The 17,717-nt window shown below is 45.8% G+C and carries 15 protein-coding genes and 1 tRNA gene; 8 read left to right on the top strand and 8 right to left on the bottom strand.

Going from position 1 to position 17,717, the window contains the following annotated elements; genetic code table 11:
* The first annotated feature begins 120 nt into the window (after window positions 1–120).
* A complete protein-coding gene (locus tag IJ23_RS10660) occupies window positions 121–1,470 on the top strand; it encodes a sigma-54-dependent transcriptional regulator (protein ID WP_005384179.1) in 1,350 nt (449 codons plus the stop codon).
* 43 nt (window positions 1,471–1,513) lie between these two features.
* Here the strand turns inward: IJ23_RS10660 and IJ23_RS10665 are convergent, their stop codons facing one another.
* Both IJ23_RS10665 and brnQ read right to left on the bottom strand, forming a co-directional pair.
* Window positions 1,514–2,722 (bottom strand): GGDEF domain-containing protein, encoded by a 1,209-nt coding sequence (locus IJ23_RS10665; RefSeq protein ID WP_033906243.1) that lies wholly within the window; start codon window positions 2,720–2,722, stop codon window positions 1,514–1,516.
* Window positions 2,723–2,825: 103 nt separating this feature from the next.
* Window positions 2,826–4,136, bottom strand: a complete 1,311-nt coding sequence (brnQ, locus tag IJ23_RS10670) for a branched-chain amino acid transport system II carrier protein (protein WP_033906244.1) — start codon at window positions 4,134–4,136, stop codon at window positions 2,826–2,828.
* Window positions 4,137–4,972: 836 nt separating this feature from the next.
* Here brnQ and IJ23_RS10675 point away from each other — a divergent pair.
* The 5 genes from IJ23_RS10675 to IJ23_RS10695 all read left to right on the top strand — a co-directional run bounded on the left by IJ23_RS10675 (window position 4,973) and on the right by IJ23_RS10695 (window position 10,377).
* Window positions 4,973–5,983 carry a TAXI family TRAP transporter solute-binding subunit gene (locus tag IJ23_RS10675; protein ID WP_017635521.1) on the top strand — a complete coding sequence of 337 codons (1,011 nt, stop codon included), beginning with the start codon at window positions 4,973–4,975 and terminating at the stop codon, window positions 5,981–5,983.
* Window positions 5,984–6,071: 88 nt separating this feature from the next.
* Window positions 6,072–8,195, top strand: a complete 2,124-nt coding sequence (locus IJ23_RS10680; protein WP_033906245.1) for a TRAP transporter permease — start codon at window positions 6,072–6,074, stop codon at window positions 8,193–8,195.
* 8 nt (window positions 8,196–8,203) lie between these two features.
* Window positions 8,204–9,436: an L-2-hydroxyglutarate oxidase gene (gene lhgO / locus IJ23_RS10685; RefSeq protein ID WP_033906246.1), complete on the top strand. Its 1,233-nt coding sequence runs from the start codon at window positions 8,204–8,206 to the stop codon at window positions 9,434–9,436.
* 144 nt (window positions 9,437–9,580) lie between these two features.
* Window positions 9,581–9,898 carry a GrpB family protein gene (locus tag IJ23_RS10690; RefSeq protein ID WP_033906247.1) on the top strand — a complete coding sequence of 106 codons (318 nt, stop codon included), beginning with the start codon at window positions 9,581–9,583 and terminating at the stop codon, window positions 9,896–9,898.
* Window positions 9,895–10,377, top strand: coding sequence for a hypothetical protein (locus tag IJ23_RS10695; protein ID WP_033906248.1), 483 nt, complete (start codon window positions 9,895–9,897; stop codon window positions 10,375–10,377). Before IJ23_RS10690 ends, IJ23_RS10695 begins: the two co-directional genes overlap by 4 nt.
* A 46-nt stretch (window positions 10,378–10,423) precedes the next feature.
* Here IJ23_RS10695 and IJ23_RS10700 read toward each other — a convergent pair whose 3' ends face one another.
* The 3 genes from IJ23_RS10700 to IJ23_RS10710 all read right to left on the bottom strand — a co-directional run bounded on the left by IJ23_RS10700 (window position 10,424) and on the right by IJ23_RS10710 (window position 13,388).
* The gene (locus IJ23_RS10700; RefSeq protein ID WP_033906249.1) at window positions 10,424–10,816 is read right to left on the bottom strand and encodes a hypothetical protein; all 393 of its coding nucleotides are present in this window, start codon (window positions 10,814–10,816) and stop codon (window positions 10,424–10,426) included.
* 174 nt (window positions 10,817–10,990) lie between these two features.
* Complete coding sequence (cydB, locus tag IJ23_RS10705; protein WP_033906250.1) at window positions 10,991–11,989, bottom strand: cytochrome d ubiquinol oxidase subunit II; 999 nt, start codon at window positions 11,987–11,989, stop codon at window positions 10,991–10,993.
* Between the two features lie 10 nt (window positions 11,990–11,999).
* Window positions 12,000–13,388, bottom strand: a complete 1,389-nt coding sequence (locus IJ23_RS10710) for a cytochrome ubiquinol oxidase subunit I (protein WP_033906251.1) — start codon at window positions 13,386–13,388, stop codon at window positions 12,000–12,002.
* Window positions 13,389–13,547: 159 nt separating this feature from the next.
* Between IJ23_RS10710 and IJ23_RS10715 the strand changes: the two genes are divergently transcribed.
* Window positions 13,548–14,792 carry an NADH:ubiquinone reductase (Na(+)-transporting) subunit B gene (locus tag IJ23_RS10715; RefSeq protein WP_033906252.1) on the top strand — a complete coding sequence of 415 codons (1,245 nt, stop codon included), beginning with the start codon at window positions 13,548–13,550 and terminating at the stop codon, window positions 14,790–14,792.
* Between the two features lie 298 nt (window positions 14,793–15,090).
* Window positions 15,091–16,491: a tryptophanase gene (locus tag IJ23_RS10720; RefSeq protein ID WP_033906253.1), complete on the top strand. Its 1,401-nt coding sequence runs from the start codon at window positions 15,091–15,093 to the stop codon at window positions 16,489–16,491.
* Between the two features lie 78 nt (window positions 16,492–16,569).
* Here the strand turns inward: IJ23_RS10720 and IJ23_RS10725 are convergent, their stop codons facing one another.
* The 3 genes from IJ23_RS10725 to IJ23_RS24115 all read right to left on the bottom strand — a co-directional run bounded on the left by IJ23_RS10725 (window position 16,570) and on the right by IJ23_RS24115 (window position 17,444).
* Entirely contained in the window at window positions 16,570–17,181 is a 612-nt protein-coding gene (locus IJ23_RS10725) for a DUF2913 family protein (protein WP_005384170.1), read from the bottom strand.
* 32 nt (window positions 17,182–17,213) lie between these two features.
* A tRNA-Leu gene (locus IJ23_RS10730) sits at window positions 17,214–17,297 on the bottom strand.
* The gene (locus tag IJ23_RS24115; RefSeq protein WP_021035910.1) at window positions 17,262–17,444 is read right to left on the bottom strand and encodes a hypothetical protein; all 183 of its coding nucleotides are present in this window, start codon (window positions 17,442–17,444) and stop codon (window positions 17,262–17,264) included. The genes IJ23_RS10730 and IJ23_RS24115 overlap by 36 nt, the downstream gene beginning before the upstream one ends.
* Window positions 17,445–17,717 lie beyond the last annotated feature (273 nt).

The raw sequence follows: 17,717 nt of genomic DNA on the forward strand, positions 1-17,717 counted from the left end.
GGTTGGATGTTAAAGACTTGTAAGCAAGAAGTGAGATCTAGCTCCTTCTCTCCTCAGTGGTTTTTGCTACCGTTAATAAAGATCGATTTCTTTCCCACCCCATAAAGCAGGCAGTAACTCATGGCTTTTGACGACATCCCTAAAATTGCACTTATCGAAGACGATGACATTGTTCGTCAGGCTACCAGTCAGTGGCTGCAACTCGCGGGGTTCGACGTGACCGCGTTTAGTTTGGGGGAGGAGGGCAAAGCCGCCATTCTTAGCCAAGAATTTGATGCGATTGTCAGTGATGTTCGCCTGCCGGACACCGACGGCTTGTCGATACTAGAAAGCCTGATTGCCAATCACATTCCAACGCCGGTTATCTTGATCACCGGACATGGTGATGTCGATATGGCAGTTGGGGCGTTGCAAAACGGTGCGTTTGATTTTATCGAGAAACCTTTCCAACCTGAGCGCCTATCCCAGCGAGTGACCGATGCGGTCGAGAGTTATCGCGCACAAACGTCTACTCAAGATCGCCAAGAGTATCTATCTAGCGTTAGCGGCTTAGAAGAAATGCTGATTGGCCGAAGCCGAGTGATGCAACAGCTTAGAGAACAAGTAGCCAAGTTAGCACGCATTGATACTAACGTGATCATTTACGGCGAAACAGGTTGTGGTAAAGAGCTGGTGGCGACCAGTTTGCATAATGAAAGCCAACGCAGATCCTATCATTTTGTGCCAATCAACTGTGGCGCTATTCCTGAGAACCTGTTTGAAAGTGAGCTGTTTGGGCATGAAGCAGGGGCATTTACCGGAGCGGGTAAAAAGCGCATTGGTAAGTTGGAATACGCGGATAAAGGCACTTTATTCTTTGATGAAATCGAGAGTATGCCGCTGTCTATGCAGGTGAAAGTGTTGCGTTCATTGCAGGAACATACGGTTGAGCGCGTTGGGGGTAATCAGCAGATCTCGGTTGATTTGAGAGTGATCGCCGCCGCGAAAGAAGATCTCAATGATCATGACGAGTTTCGTCAGGATTTGTACTATCGTCTTAATGTGGCGCAGATCTATTTGCCACCGCTACGTGAGCGAGAAGAAGACGCGTTGATCTTGTTCGAACACTTTGCTCTGAAAAGTAACCCTGAGAGTCGTCCACTGAGTGAAGCTGATAGAAAAGCCATTCTTGCTTACGCTTGGCCCGGTAACGTGCGTGAGCTAAGGAATGTCGCGATGCGTTTTGCATTGGATGAAACCGTCTCCGTGATGGAAATTCTCTCCAGTCGACCATCCTCAACAACTGAAGAGACGCATGCGGGCGTGCCGTTGGCGATTCAGCTACATAACTTTGAACGTAAGGTGCTACATGATTCTTTAGTCAGGCATCATGGACGCATCAATGAGGTGATGCAGGAGTTGGATTTACCACGTCGAACCCTTAACCAAAAGATGCAGAAGTTTGGTTTGAATCGCTCCGACTATACTTAGTGCGATTTCTAGCTAATGTAAAATCATTGGCATAACAAACACGTTATGCGCTTTTGGCTGGAGCTGGGACAAACTTATAATTTAGGTCTTTCCCTTCTCCAAACAAGGTAACGAGGTTCCTTCCAGTATGTTTAGAGCTATATAGCGCTTCGTCTGCTTCAGCAAGCGCCTCTTGAAGTGATTGCCCCTCAGATAACTGACTGATACCAAAGCTCATGGTCACTTCAGTTTTAAATGATTGCAAAGCGGTTTCAGTTTCGACCGCAAGGCGAATTTGCTCTGCGACAATTTTGGCTTGCTGTGCTTTTTCGAGCAAAACAATCATGAACTCGTCACCACCAAATCGCACAATGCAGGCTGACTCAGGAAGATGCTTTTTAAAAATAGTGGAGATCGTTGCCATGACGGAGTCGCCAACCGTGTGACCATAGTGATCATTAATCGCTTTGAACTTGTCTACATCAGTCATAATAATGCTGATTGCTTGGCTTTTTTTATGTGCTTTATTAACCAAGTTTGGAACGATTTCTTCCATGGCTCGACGATTATATAGCCCTGTGAGTGCATCTAAATGAGAGAGATCATTAATGGATTGCACCAAGCGTCCGTTAATTAACCACAGCATACTAAAGCTCAAAGCAACGATCAGGCAGATGCTAAATAAGAAAGTCAGCTGATGGATAAGGCCTGCGACCATAAAACTTGGTAACTCACCTGAAAAAGTACTCCAAAGCGACCTAAATCCCATAAAAAAACTAAATCCAAAGAAAGAGTAAGCCATTGCTTTAACAGGGAGCTTTAAGTCCTTTTGGGTACCTTTAAGCATGGCGACACCACTAAAGAAGGTGACGATACAAATATACATGCTCAGATAAATAATGCGGCTTTTGATAGAAGGGTCATGGAAGGTGAAATAGTAAAATGAACCACTGAAAACAGGTGTTAACAAGGTAAGACAGTGAGCCAATTTTAAAGGATATTGACGAAAAATGCTTACGCTATATAGCGTAAGCAAGAAGCCGACTAATATGAGAGTGTTGGCTATGACGATGGTCAGCCAGTCTGGCGCAGAGCCTCTAAAGCCAAGTAAAAAAGGGCCTAAACCAATAAACAGTAGTGATATCGAGAAGGTTTTTAAGCCTTTGACTCTACCCTGAGTGTATTGATAACAAAGCAGACTAATAGAGTAAATGCAAGAGAACAGAATAACGATAAAGTTCAGTGTTCTGATGTCTAGATACTGATTATCCATAGGCGACCCATATCAATCTTTCATTCAGGCAACTCCTTTGCCTGATATCAATAAGCGAGCTACATAGTAACGCACTTATTGAGCGATGTCTTATGTTAAACGGCTATTCATTCACCAGCTCGAATTGTTCGGTTTGGTTGGTTTTCGTCGTAAACAGCAGACCAACAATCATCATAAATACGCTAGGCATAATCCAGCTAGCAAAGTCATTGTACAGAGGCATGTAATTACCCATCCACTCATCAGTGGAACTTGGCATGTAACCTAGGATGTGCAGCGCATCAACACAACCAAACGTTAGAGCAGTGAATGCGGTTGCGACGACCATGATTTGCGACATCTTGTTGCGCACTGGTGCCATGATCATCAACGCAATCGCGACTGGGTGAAGCGCCACAACCGCTGGTAATGTGATAGCTAATAGTTGCTCCAGACCTACGTTGGCGATTAAACCTGCCAATACCATGGTCGTGATAACGCAGCCTTTGTAGTTCACTTTGCTGAAGGTGTTGTCGTAAAACTCACTGCCTGCGGTGGTTACGCCGATAGCAGTAGTCAAACACGCTAATACCATCACGGCACCTAGTAATAGTGAACCAAATGCGCCGAAGTGGCTGAAGGTGAATGCCGTTAAAATGTCGCCACCATTGCTGAACTCAGAACCCAAGTATGAGCTTGTCGAGCCAATGTAAGCCAATGAGATGTAAACAAACGCCATGGCAACCGCGTACATCAAAGCTGCGATTAGCGTGTATTTTGCGGTGGCTTTCGGGCAATCCACACCCATGCTGCGAATCGCGCGGAAGATAATCCAACCAAAACCGATAGAACCTAGCGCATCCATGGTCATGTAGCCTTGGGTCAAGCCTTCAGCAAATGCGCCAGATAGGTATGGTCCCGTTGCGGCAGTTAGCTCACCTGCAGGAGAAACCAAAGCCGTCACAGACATGATGATCAAGATTGCCATCAAGGCAGGCGTTAAGATCTTGCCTAGGTTGTCGACCAATTTACCCGGATATAGGGCAAATAGAATGGTGATAGCACAGAAGGCAATAGTGAAAGGCACCAAAGCTGCATCACCAAACATTGGCGCAAAGCTGAATTGGTAAGCCACGGTAATTGCACGTGGAATCACGAACGCAGGGCCAATCACGATAAACACCATCACCCAGAAACTGGTCGCCAAAGGTTTAGGTAGGGCAGCGGTTAATTTATCTGAACCGTTTACGATAGCCACCATCACTAGTGCCATCGCAGGCAGACCTACACCCGTCAAGAGGAAGCCAGACATCCCGCTCAGAAAGTTTTCACCTGCTTGGTAACCCAAAAATGGAGGGAAGATCAGGTTACCCGCGCCTAAGTACATGGCGAAAGTCATGAAGCCCAAAGCGGCGATATTGCGTGCGCTTAACATTGTTATTCCTCTTATGTTTCGCTTGGAAGAAACTGAAAGGAATGGGAGGAGTATGTGGTGTTCCCGTCAGCTTCTTCTCAAGCTGACAGAAAGTTTAGATATAGCCTGTCAGCTCTGAATCAGTTCCAGAGAGAGCAGGAGGATCGCAGCAGCAACGCCAGATGGGCGTTTTAAAGCGAATTGTAATTGCGCAGTTGCTGACATGGGTGATCCTTAAAGACGAAAAAATACCAAGGAATACGTTTGCCTTGGTGTGTTGTTACACTAACGAACATAGGGCCATTGGCACAACCCCGAAGTAGAAAATAAGTTGATACGGTCAATGTTTATTTCTGAACTGGTGGATCGAGCTGCTTTTTAAATTAAAAATTAGAATAAATGACTTTTCATTTTTGTAACATGGCTTTCTTTGCTGTATTTTTGTGCTATTTGTAGTCGTTTAGGCTATAAACCTCAGCTGATAAATTGAGCAGTTTAGAATGATGCGCTTTTTCTTCTTATTGTTAAGATGATCATTAGTTGCAATTCAATCCAAAATTGCATCGGCAAAATATTGCTTATTAGTGAATCGTGCATTTATTTTGTCTTGGTCACATTTTATTAACCTTTTGCGATCTAGGCGTGCAACCTTCTCCTCTTCAATGAGCAAGATCTTGCTCATTACTTTGCTATCAAATCAGCATGATTTTGCTCATTTTTGATGTCTTTCAGTACTTAGTTCAATAAATACAAAGGGTTAAAAGTTGGCATTTCAATTGCTCTAGGGAATATGTTGTTAATAAAGATTTAACATGATGTAAATCCCCAATCGTGAAACGACTACACGGAGAGTAATAATGAAAATGAATAAGCTGGTAAAAGCTTTGGCTGTCGCTGTGACTTCTTTTGGTATTGCTGCTAACGCTGCGGCAGAAGATCGTAGCTATATTCTTGCAACGGCATCGACAGGTGGTACTTACTACCCTGTGGGCGTAGCGTTGGCGACGTTAAGCAAAGTGAAATTGGCACCAAAGCACCACTTCTCCCTTTCTGCAATCAGCTCTGCGGGCTCTGGTGAAAACGTCAAACTGCTGAACGAAAACGAAGCACAGTTCGCGATTCTACAAGGTCTTTATGGTGCGTGGGCTTGGTCTGGTGAAGGTCCTTATGAGAAGAGCGGTCGTCAAGAACAACTGCGTTCAGTCTCTATGCTGTGGCAAAACGTTGAGCACTTTATTGTTCGCTCTGACCTAGCAAAAACGGGCACAGTGACTGATCTGAACAACCTAGATGGCAAGAAGTTCTCTATCGGTAAGAAGAACTCAGGTACTGAGAACTCTGGTCGCCAAATCATGAAAGGTCTGAAGGTCGACCCTGATAAATTCAATCTTGCTTACATGGGTTACGGCGGCAGTGCGAGCGCACTTCAAAACGGCACCATTGACGGCATGAACACGCCTGCGGGTGTACCTGTTGGTGCGGTCACTCAAGCTTTTGCTGCGTTGGGTAAAGACATTTCGATTCTTTCGTTTACTGACGAACAAATCAAAGAGGCGAACGGCAATTACAACCTATGGACGAAGTACGAGATCCCAGCGAACACGTACCCGGGTCTAGATAAGCCGATCACTACCATTGCACAGCCTAACTTCTTGGCAGTTCGTGAAGATATCTCGGAAGAAGACGTTTACCAGCTAACCAAAGCGATCTACGAGAACCTGCCTTTCCTACAAGGCATCCACAAAGCAACAAAAGCAATGGCGATTGAGAAAGCGATCGCTGGCTTGCCAGTGCCTCTTCATCCAGGTGCGGTGCGTTACTACAAAGAAATGGGCATCGAAATCCCATCAGACCTAATGGCGAAATAACGCCAACTTCGCCCCGAGTTTTGGCTCGGGGAATTTTATCCCTACCGATTTCTAAGATGGAAAAAGCCGCCAGAGCTTGGAGTATGAGATGAGCGACTCAATAGAAAAGGAATTGCAGAAGTTTGAGCTGCCCACGCGCACTGATTTTCCGTGGGTAACCACCACAATCACAGTGTTTGGCGTGGTGTTGTCTGCTTTGCACATTTGGTTTAATACCTTATCGACGTTACCAGAGTTATGGATTTCCGCGACCCACTTTGCTGGCTTTGCGGTGATTTGTGCGCTTTGGTATCCGGCTCATATCTCTCTCAAGCAGAGTAAGATTGCACTCGGCATCGATGTGTTGATTGCCATGGGCGCGGTCGCGTGTTTGCTCTACATTCCCTATGCCGAAGATGCGCTATATGAACGCGGTGTGAAGTTCGTGACCAGCGATTGGGTCTTCGCCATCATGGCAATTTTGATTGTTATCGAACTGATTCGACGCACCATGGGCTGGTTTATTCCAGTGCTGATTGTGGTGTGTTTAAGCTACGTTGTGCTTTGGGGTAAATGGGCAACCGGTATTTTCCACTTCCCGGGTTTGAGTATGGAAACATTGCTCTACCGCAGCTTCTATTCTTCTGAGGGCATGTTTGGCTCTATCTCGCGCATCAGTTGGACTTTCGTATTCATGTTCATTCTGTTTGGTGCGTTTCTTGTGCGCTCTGGTGTCGGTGATTACATCATCAATGTGGCACGTGCTGCGGCTGGTAAAATCATCGGTGGTCCCGGTTTTATCGCAGTGATTGGCTCGGGATTGATGGGCTCAGTATCTGGATCTAGTGTGGCAAATACGGTTTCAACCGGTGTTATCAGTATTCCTTTGATGCAAAAAGCAGGTTTTCCTTCGCGCTTCGCGGCGGGGGTTGAAGCTGCGGCATCGACAGGTGGTCAGTTGATGCCGCCAGTGATGGGCGCGGGTGCTTTCATCATGGCGTCTTACACGCAAATTCCGTATGTTGATATCATTGCTGTTTCTTTCATTCCGGCCCTTATCTATTTCTTGTCTGTTGCGTTCTTTGTGCGTATTGAAGCCAAACGCAGCGGCGTTCAAAAAATCACGACCAGCGATGAATCTCTATTAAAAGTGTTAATCAGCGGTTGGCACAACCTTATCCCTCTGGCGGTTTTGGTTACTTTGTTGGTTCAAGGCTTTACGCCAACTTACGCTGCGGGCTTGTCGATCATTTCAGTAGTGGTGGCTTCTTGGTTCTCGAAAGATCACAAGATGGGACCAAAAGCGATCATCGAAGCGCTATCGCAAGGTGCGAAGAACATGGCGACAACAGCCGTATTGCTGGTGGGTATTGGTTTGGTGATCAACGTGATCAGTACAACAGGCATCGGCAACACGTTCTCACTGATGATCGACGGTTGGGCGAATGGCGACTTGTTCATCATGATCGTTCTGATTGCGCTCGCTTCTCTTGTTTTGGGTATGGGTTTACCTGTAACAGCGGCGTATATTGTATTGGGCACACTGTCTGCCCCTGCGCTTTACAAGTTGATTGCAGAAAACCAATTGCTTGAATTGATGGTATCGGGTCAATTGCCTGAACAAGCAAAAGCCATCTTTATGTTGGCGGCGCCAGAAAAGCTGGAACTGCTTAATGCACCAATGGCGTTGGAAACCGCGAAAGAAATGGTGGCGCTAGTGCCTGCGGACTTTATGGAAACCCTACTAGAGCAAAGTTTGGGTATGGAAGCGGTAGGCTTGGCATTGCTGGCTGCTCACCTCATCATCTTCTGGTTATCGCAAGACAGTAACGTTACGCCACCAGTGTGTTTGACCGCTTTTGCAGCAGCAACCATCGCCAAAACACCACCGATGCGCACTGGTTTGATGGCGTGGAAAATCGCCAAAGGTTTGTATCTTGTACCGCTACTTATTGCCTATACAGGCTTGGTCAGTTGGGATGTGACGTCGGTAATTACCGTAGGCTTCTTTGCCATCATCGGTACCTATGCATTGATTGGTGCGATTGAAGGCTACTTGGAAGGTCCTCTAAACATTCTGACGCGTCTCTTGTTGTTAGTGGTGGGTACATTGCTGGTTTGGCACGACATCCCAATGTTGGTTCGTGTGGCAAGCTGTGCGGTATTTGTCGCGGTGTTCATTTACAGTGGTCGCAAGTTCAAATTGCAACAATCTCAACTATCGGTTTTATAAGAGGTCGTATGAAATCAGTCTATGACTACATCATTGTTGGTGGCGGTATCGTTGGTGTGTCGACAGCATGGCAACTACAGCAACGTCATCCAGACAAATCCATTTTATTGGTTGAGAAAGAGTCCGGTTTTGCCCAGCACCAAACCGGACACAATAGCGGCGTGATTCATGCCGGGGTGTACTACGCACCGGGCAGCTTAAAAGCGGATTTTTGTAAGCGTGGGGTAGAGCGAACCATTTCGTTTTGTGCCGAGCACGATATTCCGGTGGAGAACTGTGGCAAGTTACTGGTTGCGACCAATGAGCAAGAAATCGAACGCATGAATGCCCTCTATGAGCGCTGCCATGTCAACGGCATCGACGTAAAGCTACTCGATGAAGTCCAACTCAAGCTGGCTGAGCCAAACATCACAGGCTTGGGTGCGATTTATGTCAAAACCACCAGTATTGTCGATTATCGTTTGGTCACAGAGCAGATGGCGGAAGAGTTTAAAAAGCTTGGCGGTCAAATCAGTCTGAGAACCAAAGTGGTGGCTGCCGAAGAGAAGGATGAAGAAGTTCAACTGACCTGCATTTCAGACGGGCAAACCATGCAACTTAATACCAAGTTCTTGGTTACTTGCAGCGGCTTGATGGCGGATCGCATGACTAAGATGATGGGTATTCCAACTGACTTTCAGGTCATCCCTTATCGTGGTGAATACTACCGCTTAGATAGCAAACACGACCAAGTGGTGAATCATCTTATTTATCCAATTCCCGACCCTGACTTGCCATTCTTGGGCGTCCATCTGACTCGCATGATTGATGGCAGTGTGACCGTAGGTCCAAATGCGGTGCAAGGCTGGAAGCGAGAAGGGTATGACAAGGTTAACTTCAGCTTGCAAGATACCATGCAAATGCTCAGTTTCTCCGGCTTTTGGAAGGTGACACAAAAGCATCTAAAAACCGGATTGGCTGAGTTTAAGAACTCGTGGTGGAAGCCGGGCTATCTCAAGTTGGTCAACAAATATTGCCCAAGCATCAAGGTAGAAGATCTCAAACCATATCCTGCGGGTATTCGTGCGCAAGCAGTGTTATCCGACGGAACCTTGGTTCATGACTTCTTGTTTGCCGAGAGCGCAAGAAGCTTACACGTTTGCAACGCCCCCTCTCCTGCAGCGACATCTGCAATGCCTATTGGAGAGTACATTTGCGATAAAGTGAATGAGAAGATAGAGGCGAAAACCGAGACGGTTTAACAGTAGAAAGCCAAACCAAAAGTACACCAGAGATGACTCTATTTGTTGAGTAATTAGTGTCGGGTGTGCCGGAAGTTTGGCTTTTACTTTGGTGATTGGATAATTTCCTTCTTATGATATTTGGATTTATTAGGAGAGGGATGGATGAAACTAGGTTTAGCCAACTACAACGTAGGTGTTGTTAAGCATGATCCTGCATGTCGACAGGATTTTGCACGCAGCCGATCTGAACTGGCGTTAGTGACGGAGATGATGTCAACTCAAATCGAGCATATTGGCAGTACTGCCATTTTGGATATGCCTGCCAAACCTATTATCGATATGGTACTAGGTATTGCGCACTTTCCTCATGTTTCTCTAAAACTTTCTTTGATGGAACAAGCTGAAATTACCATCGAAAAATATACGGATGCTAAGGCAAACTTCGTACGTAAAGTCATAGATGAGTTGAAGACAAAATGAAGAAACGGCTTGGATTCATTTTACTTTGTAGTGCATTTCATTCTTTTGCGTATCAACTGCATGAGCGCGACGAGAGCTATGTATTAATTGGTCATGAGCTCAGTGCTGGCTATATCGTTTATGTACCAGGCTCTATGGAAGCAGAAATTACCAATGTGTTTAAATTTGATTGTGAAGGCAGTCGTGTTGAAGCTGTGAAAATTGGTAGCGAGATTAATAACGCTGCGACATATGGCGAGCATCTCCAATACTATTTCTTTCTCGTGAGAGATCATCAGTTTCACGTTCCTCTAAGAATTATTGAATCTTTTAAAACGGTTGATAAAAAGTCAAAAGAGGTTCTATCAGAACATTTACCTTTCACAAAAAATGATGACCTTGGGTTAGCTTGTGATTTAGTTAGGCCTCAGGTTGAAAGCTATTACTTTTCCCAAGCTTTTGAAGCGATACCTAAACATACCAACAATAAAGGCGACTGAATCAGTCGACTTTATTGTGTCGGCTGTAGAGTCGTAGTGTCTATTGCTATTTAGGGCAGAGTTCGCCTTTCTTTGCGTGTCTTTCGATCATGTAATCGCCTCGGGCACTGTGCAATACAATTGCATTCCAGACTTGACCATCTTGCAACTCGAACTCAAACGCATAATGGGTGCCGCCGACCATTTTCGTTCTCACCTCATGAATTGCTTTCAATTTATCATCGGCATTCATTTGATAAAGCACCATGTTGAGTGAGCGTCTGGCGTCAGGAGTTGCTTCAGCAAGTTGCCAATGACCCTGCTCGTTTGTTGCGGAGCAAATAGACCGCATTTTACTTTTCATGGCGGATGACATCTGCTTGTCTACGGCCAATGCATTTGGTGAAAACAGTGGAACCGTCAAAGGAATCAAAGTTACCAGAAACCGCTTTAAGGTCATAAAAACACTCCGTTGTTTTACTCTTGCTTGAGTATAGACCTCAATGGCTTCAGATGTGGTGCAGTCGACTCTGGGCCTACAATATCGCAGTTCGTATCAACGAACTGATGATAAACAAGGCGACCACGCTTGCCAGCCAAATGCCAATGAACCACAAAATGGGCTTTAGTTTCATCAGTGATATCCTTCTCCACGTTTCATCTTGCCGCGGAACACCCAGTACGAATAAGCCGTGTAGGCTATGATCAGAGGAAGTAATACCACCGCACCGGCAAGTAAAAATGCCAAACTCTTATCTGGCGCAGCGACGTCTTGATAAGTGAGTGCGAATGGGACCAAGTAAGGGAATGTACTGACACCGAAACCCATCGCGGACACAAGAAACAGGCCGATCGCAAGAACGTAGGCTCGGACGGCTTTGTGGTCGAGTAAGGCTTTGAATAGCTGCCAAATAAGTGCCGCTGCAATAATTGGTAAAATGAAAAACAGTAGCGAGTTTGGTAATGAGAACCAACGTTCAAATACGATATTTTGGCTCAATGGCAGCCACAAACTGGCGATGAATATACAGGCTACCATCGCTAGTCCCCATCGTCGCGCGGCCACGTAATAGCGCCCCATCAGCTCTTTTGGAAGCTTGATTAATAACCAGCATGAACCGAGCAGAATATAAGCACAAACAAGCGCCAGGCCACAAAATACGCTAAATGGTGAAAGCCAATCAAACCATCCACCTGCGTATGCTCGTTCACTAACCTCTATACCTTGGAGCAGGGTTCCGAGCATAATGCCTTGCATCAATGCCGCGGTGAGTGAACCAATGAAAAAAGCGCTATCCCATAAAAACTTTCCGCGTTGTGTTCGGAAGCGATACTCAAAAGAAACCCCACGCAGAATTAACCCGAGCAGCATTAAAATCAGGGGAGCATAGAGTGCTGGCATAATGACCGCGTAGGCGAGGGGGAACACGGCAAAAAGCCCACCTCCGCCAAGAACTAGCCAAGTTTCATTCCCATCCCAAACAGGAGCGATGCTGTTCATCATCATGTCGCGCTCTTCATCGTCATTAGCGCTGAGGAATAGGATACCAATACCGAGATCAAAGCCATCTAACGCGACATAAATCAGAACGGCGAGCCCAATCAAAGCGTACCAAATTAATGCGTAATCCATGAGTAAGCTCCTAGGTTAGATGGTTAGAATGTGTGATGGCATCGGTTTTCGTGCCATCAGGAAGTCGGCTATCTAGACCTTCTTCATATCGAGTTGGAGACTTGCGCATCAAACGTAGGAGATAGAAGAAGCCAGCTCCAAAAACCACAAAGTAAACCACGATGAACGCCGTCAGGGAGACGCTCACCGCGGCGGCATCAATAGGCGATGCCGAATTGGCTGTGGTTAAAAGACCGTATACGGTGTAAGGCTGTCGACCGACTTCGGTAGTTATCCAGCCTGCTAAAACTGCAATGAACCCCGCTGGGGCAAACAGCACACAAATACGTTGAAGTGCCCTCGAATCAAAAAGTTTGCGACGTTTTCTTAGCCAAAGGCTCCACAAACCAATAACAAGCATGCCAAAACCAAGTGCGACCATGACTCGGAAAGACCAGAAAACGATAGATACAGGAGGGTGTTCCTCCTCTGGAAAAGCATCTAATCCCTTCACTTCACCGTTGAGGTCATGAGTTAAAATCAAACTACCGAGTTTGGGGATTTCCAGTGCGTATTCCATACGTTTTTCTTCATCGTTAGGGATACCGAAGAGGAGCAATGGCGCGCCTTGGTGAGACTCATAGTGCCCTTCCATCGCGGCGACTTTGGCGGGTTGATGTTCAAGGGTGTTTAATCCATGCATGTCTCCAGCAACGATTTGAATTGGTGTCACGATAGCAGCCATCCACATTGCCATCGAGAACATAATTCTGGCTAGAGGGTTATGGTTTGCTTTTAGCAAGTGATAAGCGGCAACGCCGGCTACAACAAAAGCAGTAGTAAGGTAAGCGGCGAGCAACATATGAACGAGCCGGTAAGGGAAGGAAGGGTTGAAGACAATCGCCCACCAGTCTTCTGGGATAAACTGTCCGGCTTCGTTGATACTATAGCCCGCTGGTGTTTGCATCCAACTATTAACCGAAAGTATCCAAAACGCAGACAAAAACGTCCCGAATGCAACAATACAAGTCGCGGCGAAGTGAAGCTTCTTACCCACCTTATCCATACCGAAAAGCATCACGCCTAGAAACCCCGCTTCGAGGAAAAACGCAGTAAAAACTTCATAACCCATTAGTGGGCCTAGGATTGGGCCTGTTTTGTCGGCAAACACGCTCCAGTTAGTACCGAATTGATAGCTCAACACGATGCCACTCACCACACCCATACCAAAACTGATGGCAAAGATTTTGAGCCAGTACTTATAGATTTGCATGTACTGTTTGTTGCCCGTTTTTAAGTACAAGCCCTCTAATACAGCGAGATAACTTGCCAAACCAATCGTAAACGCTGGAAAAATAATGTGGAAAGAGACAGTAAAGGCAAATTGGAATCTAGCTAGGTCAATGGCGAGTGTGTCCATGAGCGGTCCCTTTTTCGTTGGATAAACTGTTCGCCGGATTTAAAGAGGAGACAGAAGAGTGGCGAACAAGGTGAAATACGAAGAAGGAAGACGAAGAGATTAAAAAACGATCGCTTTTTACACATGTGCGTACCATCTTTTAGATAAAGGAGGAGTGTTATGAGCCTTAAAGATTACTTTGAGAAAGCGACACCTAAGTTTGGTCCAGGTGGGAAGTATCACAAGTTCTACCCACTTTTCGAAGCTGTCGAAACCATTTTTTACACGCCTGGTAAGGTAAACCAGGGCATGACTCACGTTCGAGATAGCATCGATTTAAAACGTATTATGATCATGGTGTGGTTGGCGGTCTTCCCTGCCATGTTCTGGGGTATGTACAACATAGGCCAGCAAGCGAGTGATGCCTTGTTGTATGGAATGGATCAAGCCTCAGCTCAGCAAGCGCTTGTTTCTTCATGGCAACTGAGTTGGGTATGGGGCTCGTTAGATGCGGTTTCACAAGCGGGGTGGGGAAGTAAAATGTGGCTTGGTGCTACTTACTTTCTCCCGGTTTATGCGACGGTGTTTATCGTTGGTGGTTTCTGGGAAGTTCTGTTTGCTATTGTGCGAAAGCATGAGGTAAATGAAGGCTTTTTTGTCAGCTCTATACTCTTTGCGCTGATCCTTCCTCCGACAATTCCACTATGGCAAGCGGCTTTAGGTATCACTTTCGGTATTGTTGTGGCGAAGGAGATTTTCGGTGGTACTGGACGAAACTTCCTAAACCCAGCTCTGGCAGGGCGCGCGTTCTTATACTTTGCCTATCCTGCCAACATGTCCGGTGGTGCTGTGTGGGTCGCGGCTGATGGTTACTCTGGCGCTACTCCACTTAGTCAATGGTATGAAGGCGGGCAAAGTGCTTTGATAAATAATATGACAGGACAAACAATTTCATGGGGAGATGCTTTTGTTGGTAATTTACCAGGCTCAATGGGTGAAGTCTCCACGTTGTTGATCGCACTAACAGGCTTGGTTCTCATCTTTATGAAGATTGCGTCGTGGAGAATTGTTGCGGGCGTGTTGGTCGGTTTAATCGGAGCTTCATTACTATTGAATGCGATCGGTTCAGACTCTAACCCCATGTTTTCCATGCCGTTCTACTGGCACTTCGTGATTGGTGGGGTTGCGTTTGGTACCTTCTTTATGGCGACAGACCCTGTCTCGGCAGCTTTTACCAATAACGGGAAATGGGCATACGGAGTATTAATCGGCGTGATGACGATTTTTATCCGAGTGCTGAACCCGGCTTATCCAGAAGGCATCATGTTAGCGATTCTATTTGCTAACTTATTCGCGCCACTTTTCGATTACCTAGTCAAAGAAAGTAATATCAAACGCAGAATGAAAAGGGCGAGACCTTCTTAAAATGAGGGTAACCTCACTGAAAGTTGATTGAAAACTGCACTATATTGAAAAGGTCAGAGACATGGGGTTTCTGACTTTTTATTTTTATCAGGAGGACGAAGACGATGAGAATAAAGGATATTCTCGATAGCCGTTTGGTGCTGTCGTTCTGGTATAACCTAGACTACTGCTTGTCTCTTCTTAGTAAAATCTCTTCTCGTTGATTTCCTCAATGCAATCGCATTGAAAAGCATTCTATCTATTTGTTTTTTAGTCTTACGTGAAACTGCGTAGGGCAATGCGTATAAGGAAATTAACAATGAAACGTATTCCAGAACCTTTTCGTATCAAAATGGTTGAGCCAATCAAAATGACGACTTTGTCAGACCGTGAAGTCGCGTTAAAAGAAGCGGGCTATAATCCATTTCTTCTTCGTAGTGATGATGTTTATATCGATTTGCTGACTGACTCTGGCACTGGTGCCATGAGTGATAATCAGTGGGCTGGCATCATGATGGGGGATGAATCCTATGCGGGGAGTCGAAATTACTACAACCTGTGTGATGCAGTGGAGCACTTCTTCGGTTATAAGCTCACCGTGCCTGCACACCAAGGGCGTGGTGCCGAGCAAATTTTGTTCCCCGCTTTGATTGAGCGTATGCGTCAGGTGCGTGGTGGTGAAACGCCAGTATTTATCTCGAACTACCATTTTGATACCACTGCGGGTCACATTGAACTCAATGGCGGTAAAGCGATTAACGTGGTAACGGAAGAAGCATTCGACACCACTACGTCTTATGATTGGAAGGGCAATTTTGATATCGATAAACTGGTGGCAACAATTGAAGCGCACGGTTCGCATAACATCTGTGCAATTATCACCACGATTACTTGTAATAGCTCCGGTGGTCAGCCTGTGTCGATGGAAAACATGCGCAGTGTGTACGAGATTGCAACCAAGTACGATATTCCAGTGGTGATTGACTCGGCTCGTTACTGTGAGAACGCCTACTTTATCAAGCAGCGTGAAGCGGGTTACGAGAATAAATCGATTCTGGAAATCATCCGTGAGATGTACCAGTACGGTGATATGCTCACCATGTCAGCTAAGAAAGACCCGATGGTAAACATTGGTGGCATGTGTTGTATTCGTGATCATAAGGAGTTGTTCCAGGCGGTGCAGACGCGCTGCGTACCCATGGAAGGATTTGTAACATACGGCGGCATGGCTGGGCGTGATATGGAAGCGCTCGCTCGCGGTTTGTATGAAGCCGCGGATGAGGATTTTCTTCACTATAGAATTAGCCAAGTTCAATACTTAGGTGAGCGCTTACGTGAAGGCGGTATTCCGATTCAATACCCAACGGGTGGTCATGCGGTGTTTGTGGATGCCGCTAAGATTTTGCCACATATTCCAGCTGATCAGTTTCCTGCGCAGGTATTGTGTAATGCTTTGTACTTGGAAGCGGGTATTCGAGCAGTAGAGATAGGATCGTTGCTGCTTGGTCGAGATCCGGAAACGGGTAAACAAAAAGCGTCAGAGCTTGAGTTGATGCGTTTGACCATTCCACGTCGTGTCTACACAAACGATCATATGGATTACATTGCGGATGCGATTATCGAACTGAAAAATCGTGCACATGAGTTAAAAGGGCTCACTTTCGAGTACGAGCCACCAGTGCTGCGCCACTTTACTGCTCGATTTAAAGAGATCGATTAACTCAAGTTTAAATCTAGATAAGCAAAAGGCCGCGAGTTTCACGGCCTTTTTCGATTCGTTTATTTCTTAGCGTTACAGTTACGCTAACTCTAATGTGATGCGAACGAACTGGTCGTCTTGATACTGCACTTCATAATTGAAGGTACCACTGGCGTAAATGCTGCCAAGGAAAAGTGAGCGTTGACTCATTGGTCCGCGGAACAGCATCGAAATAGGAGCGATTAGGGCGTTATTATCATCGAAGTGCTGATTTAAGTTCTCAGAAAGCACACACAGCAAACAGCCGTGTTGGTCGTGAGATAAGTCGACGTCTTCCGGTCGCGATAATAACACGGTAGTCCCCAGTTTCTTCTCAATCTCGTTGATCAGCAGCAAGTAGCTATCTAGATCGGGTTGAGGATTTCTAGGTTTGTCTGCACCGACGCAGCGCTCGAGTAATTCTTCCAGATTTCCGTTCTCACCTTTTGCCTGCTGAGTCAAAGATTTTAACGGCTTTTTAATCAGCTTATAGCGATTACTCTTCAGTTTTGGTTTCAGCCATTTCTGAAGTAAGTCATTACGTTCTTTAAGGGAGAGGCCATGCGAGGACGCGTGAATTTTAAAGTGCAGGTGTAATAAAGCGTGAACCGCAAGCTCACTCAGAAGTTGGTTAGCATCTGTAGACTGTCTTGCCTGCTTAGAACTTTGCATTACACTCGAACAAAATTAGGGAAGAAGGATAATGGTGCCGAGAGAGGGACTCGAACCCTCACACCAAAGGCACTAGCACCTCATGCTAGCGTGTCTACCAATTTCACCATCTCGGCATCATGATGCTCTGAATACTCAGAGGCCTCGAAAGAAGCAACGCGAATTATAACCAAAATCCACCTGTTGGCGAGAGCAAAATGACGAATTTTGGCTCTTTCGAGTTTGATTGCATATTTATTGGTCACTTTTATGTTTTTTACCATCAACGCCTATCCTTATGCCCTTACTTTTATTAATGGTATGACGACAAAAGAGTACTTTTGCCTAAATTTTGAACGCTTGAACGTTTGCGTAAATAAATGTGATGAATATCTCTTTTTGTTGGCTATACTTGCGTCCCGTTTAAGCGGGAATTAGGGTTTAGTTGTTCAGGACCCTTACCCATACAAGCCGTCACATGGAGCAGGCCAAGCAACATGCTCGCCAGCAGTGAATGACCCCACGGACCGGACCAGCTACGTTCAATTGCTTGTATA

The sequence above is a fragment of the Vibrio sp. OY15 genome (assembly GCF_000742455.1).
GTDB lineage: Bacteria > Pseudomonadota > Gammaproteobacteria > Enterobacterales > Vibrionaceae > Vibrio > Vibrio alginolyticus.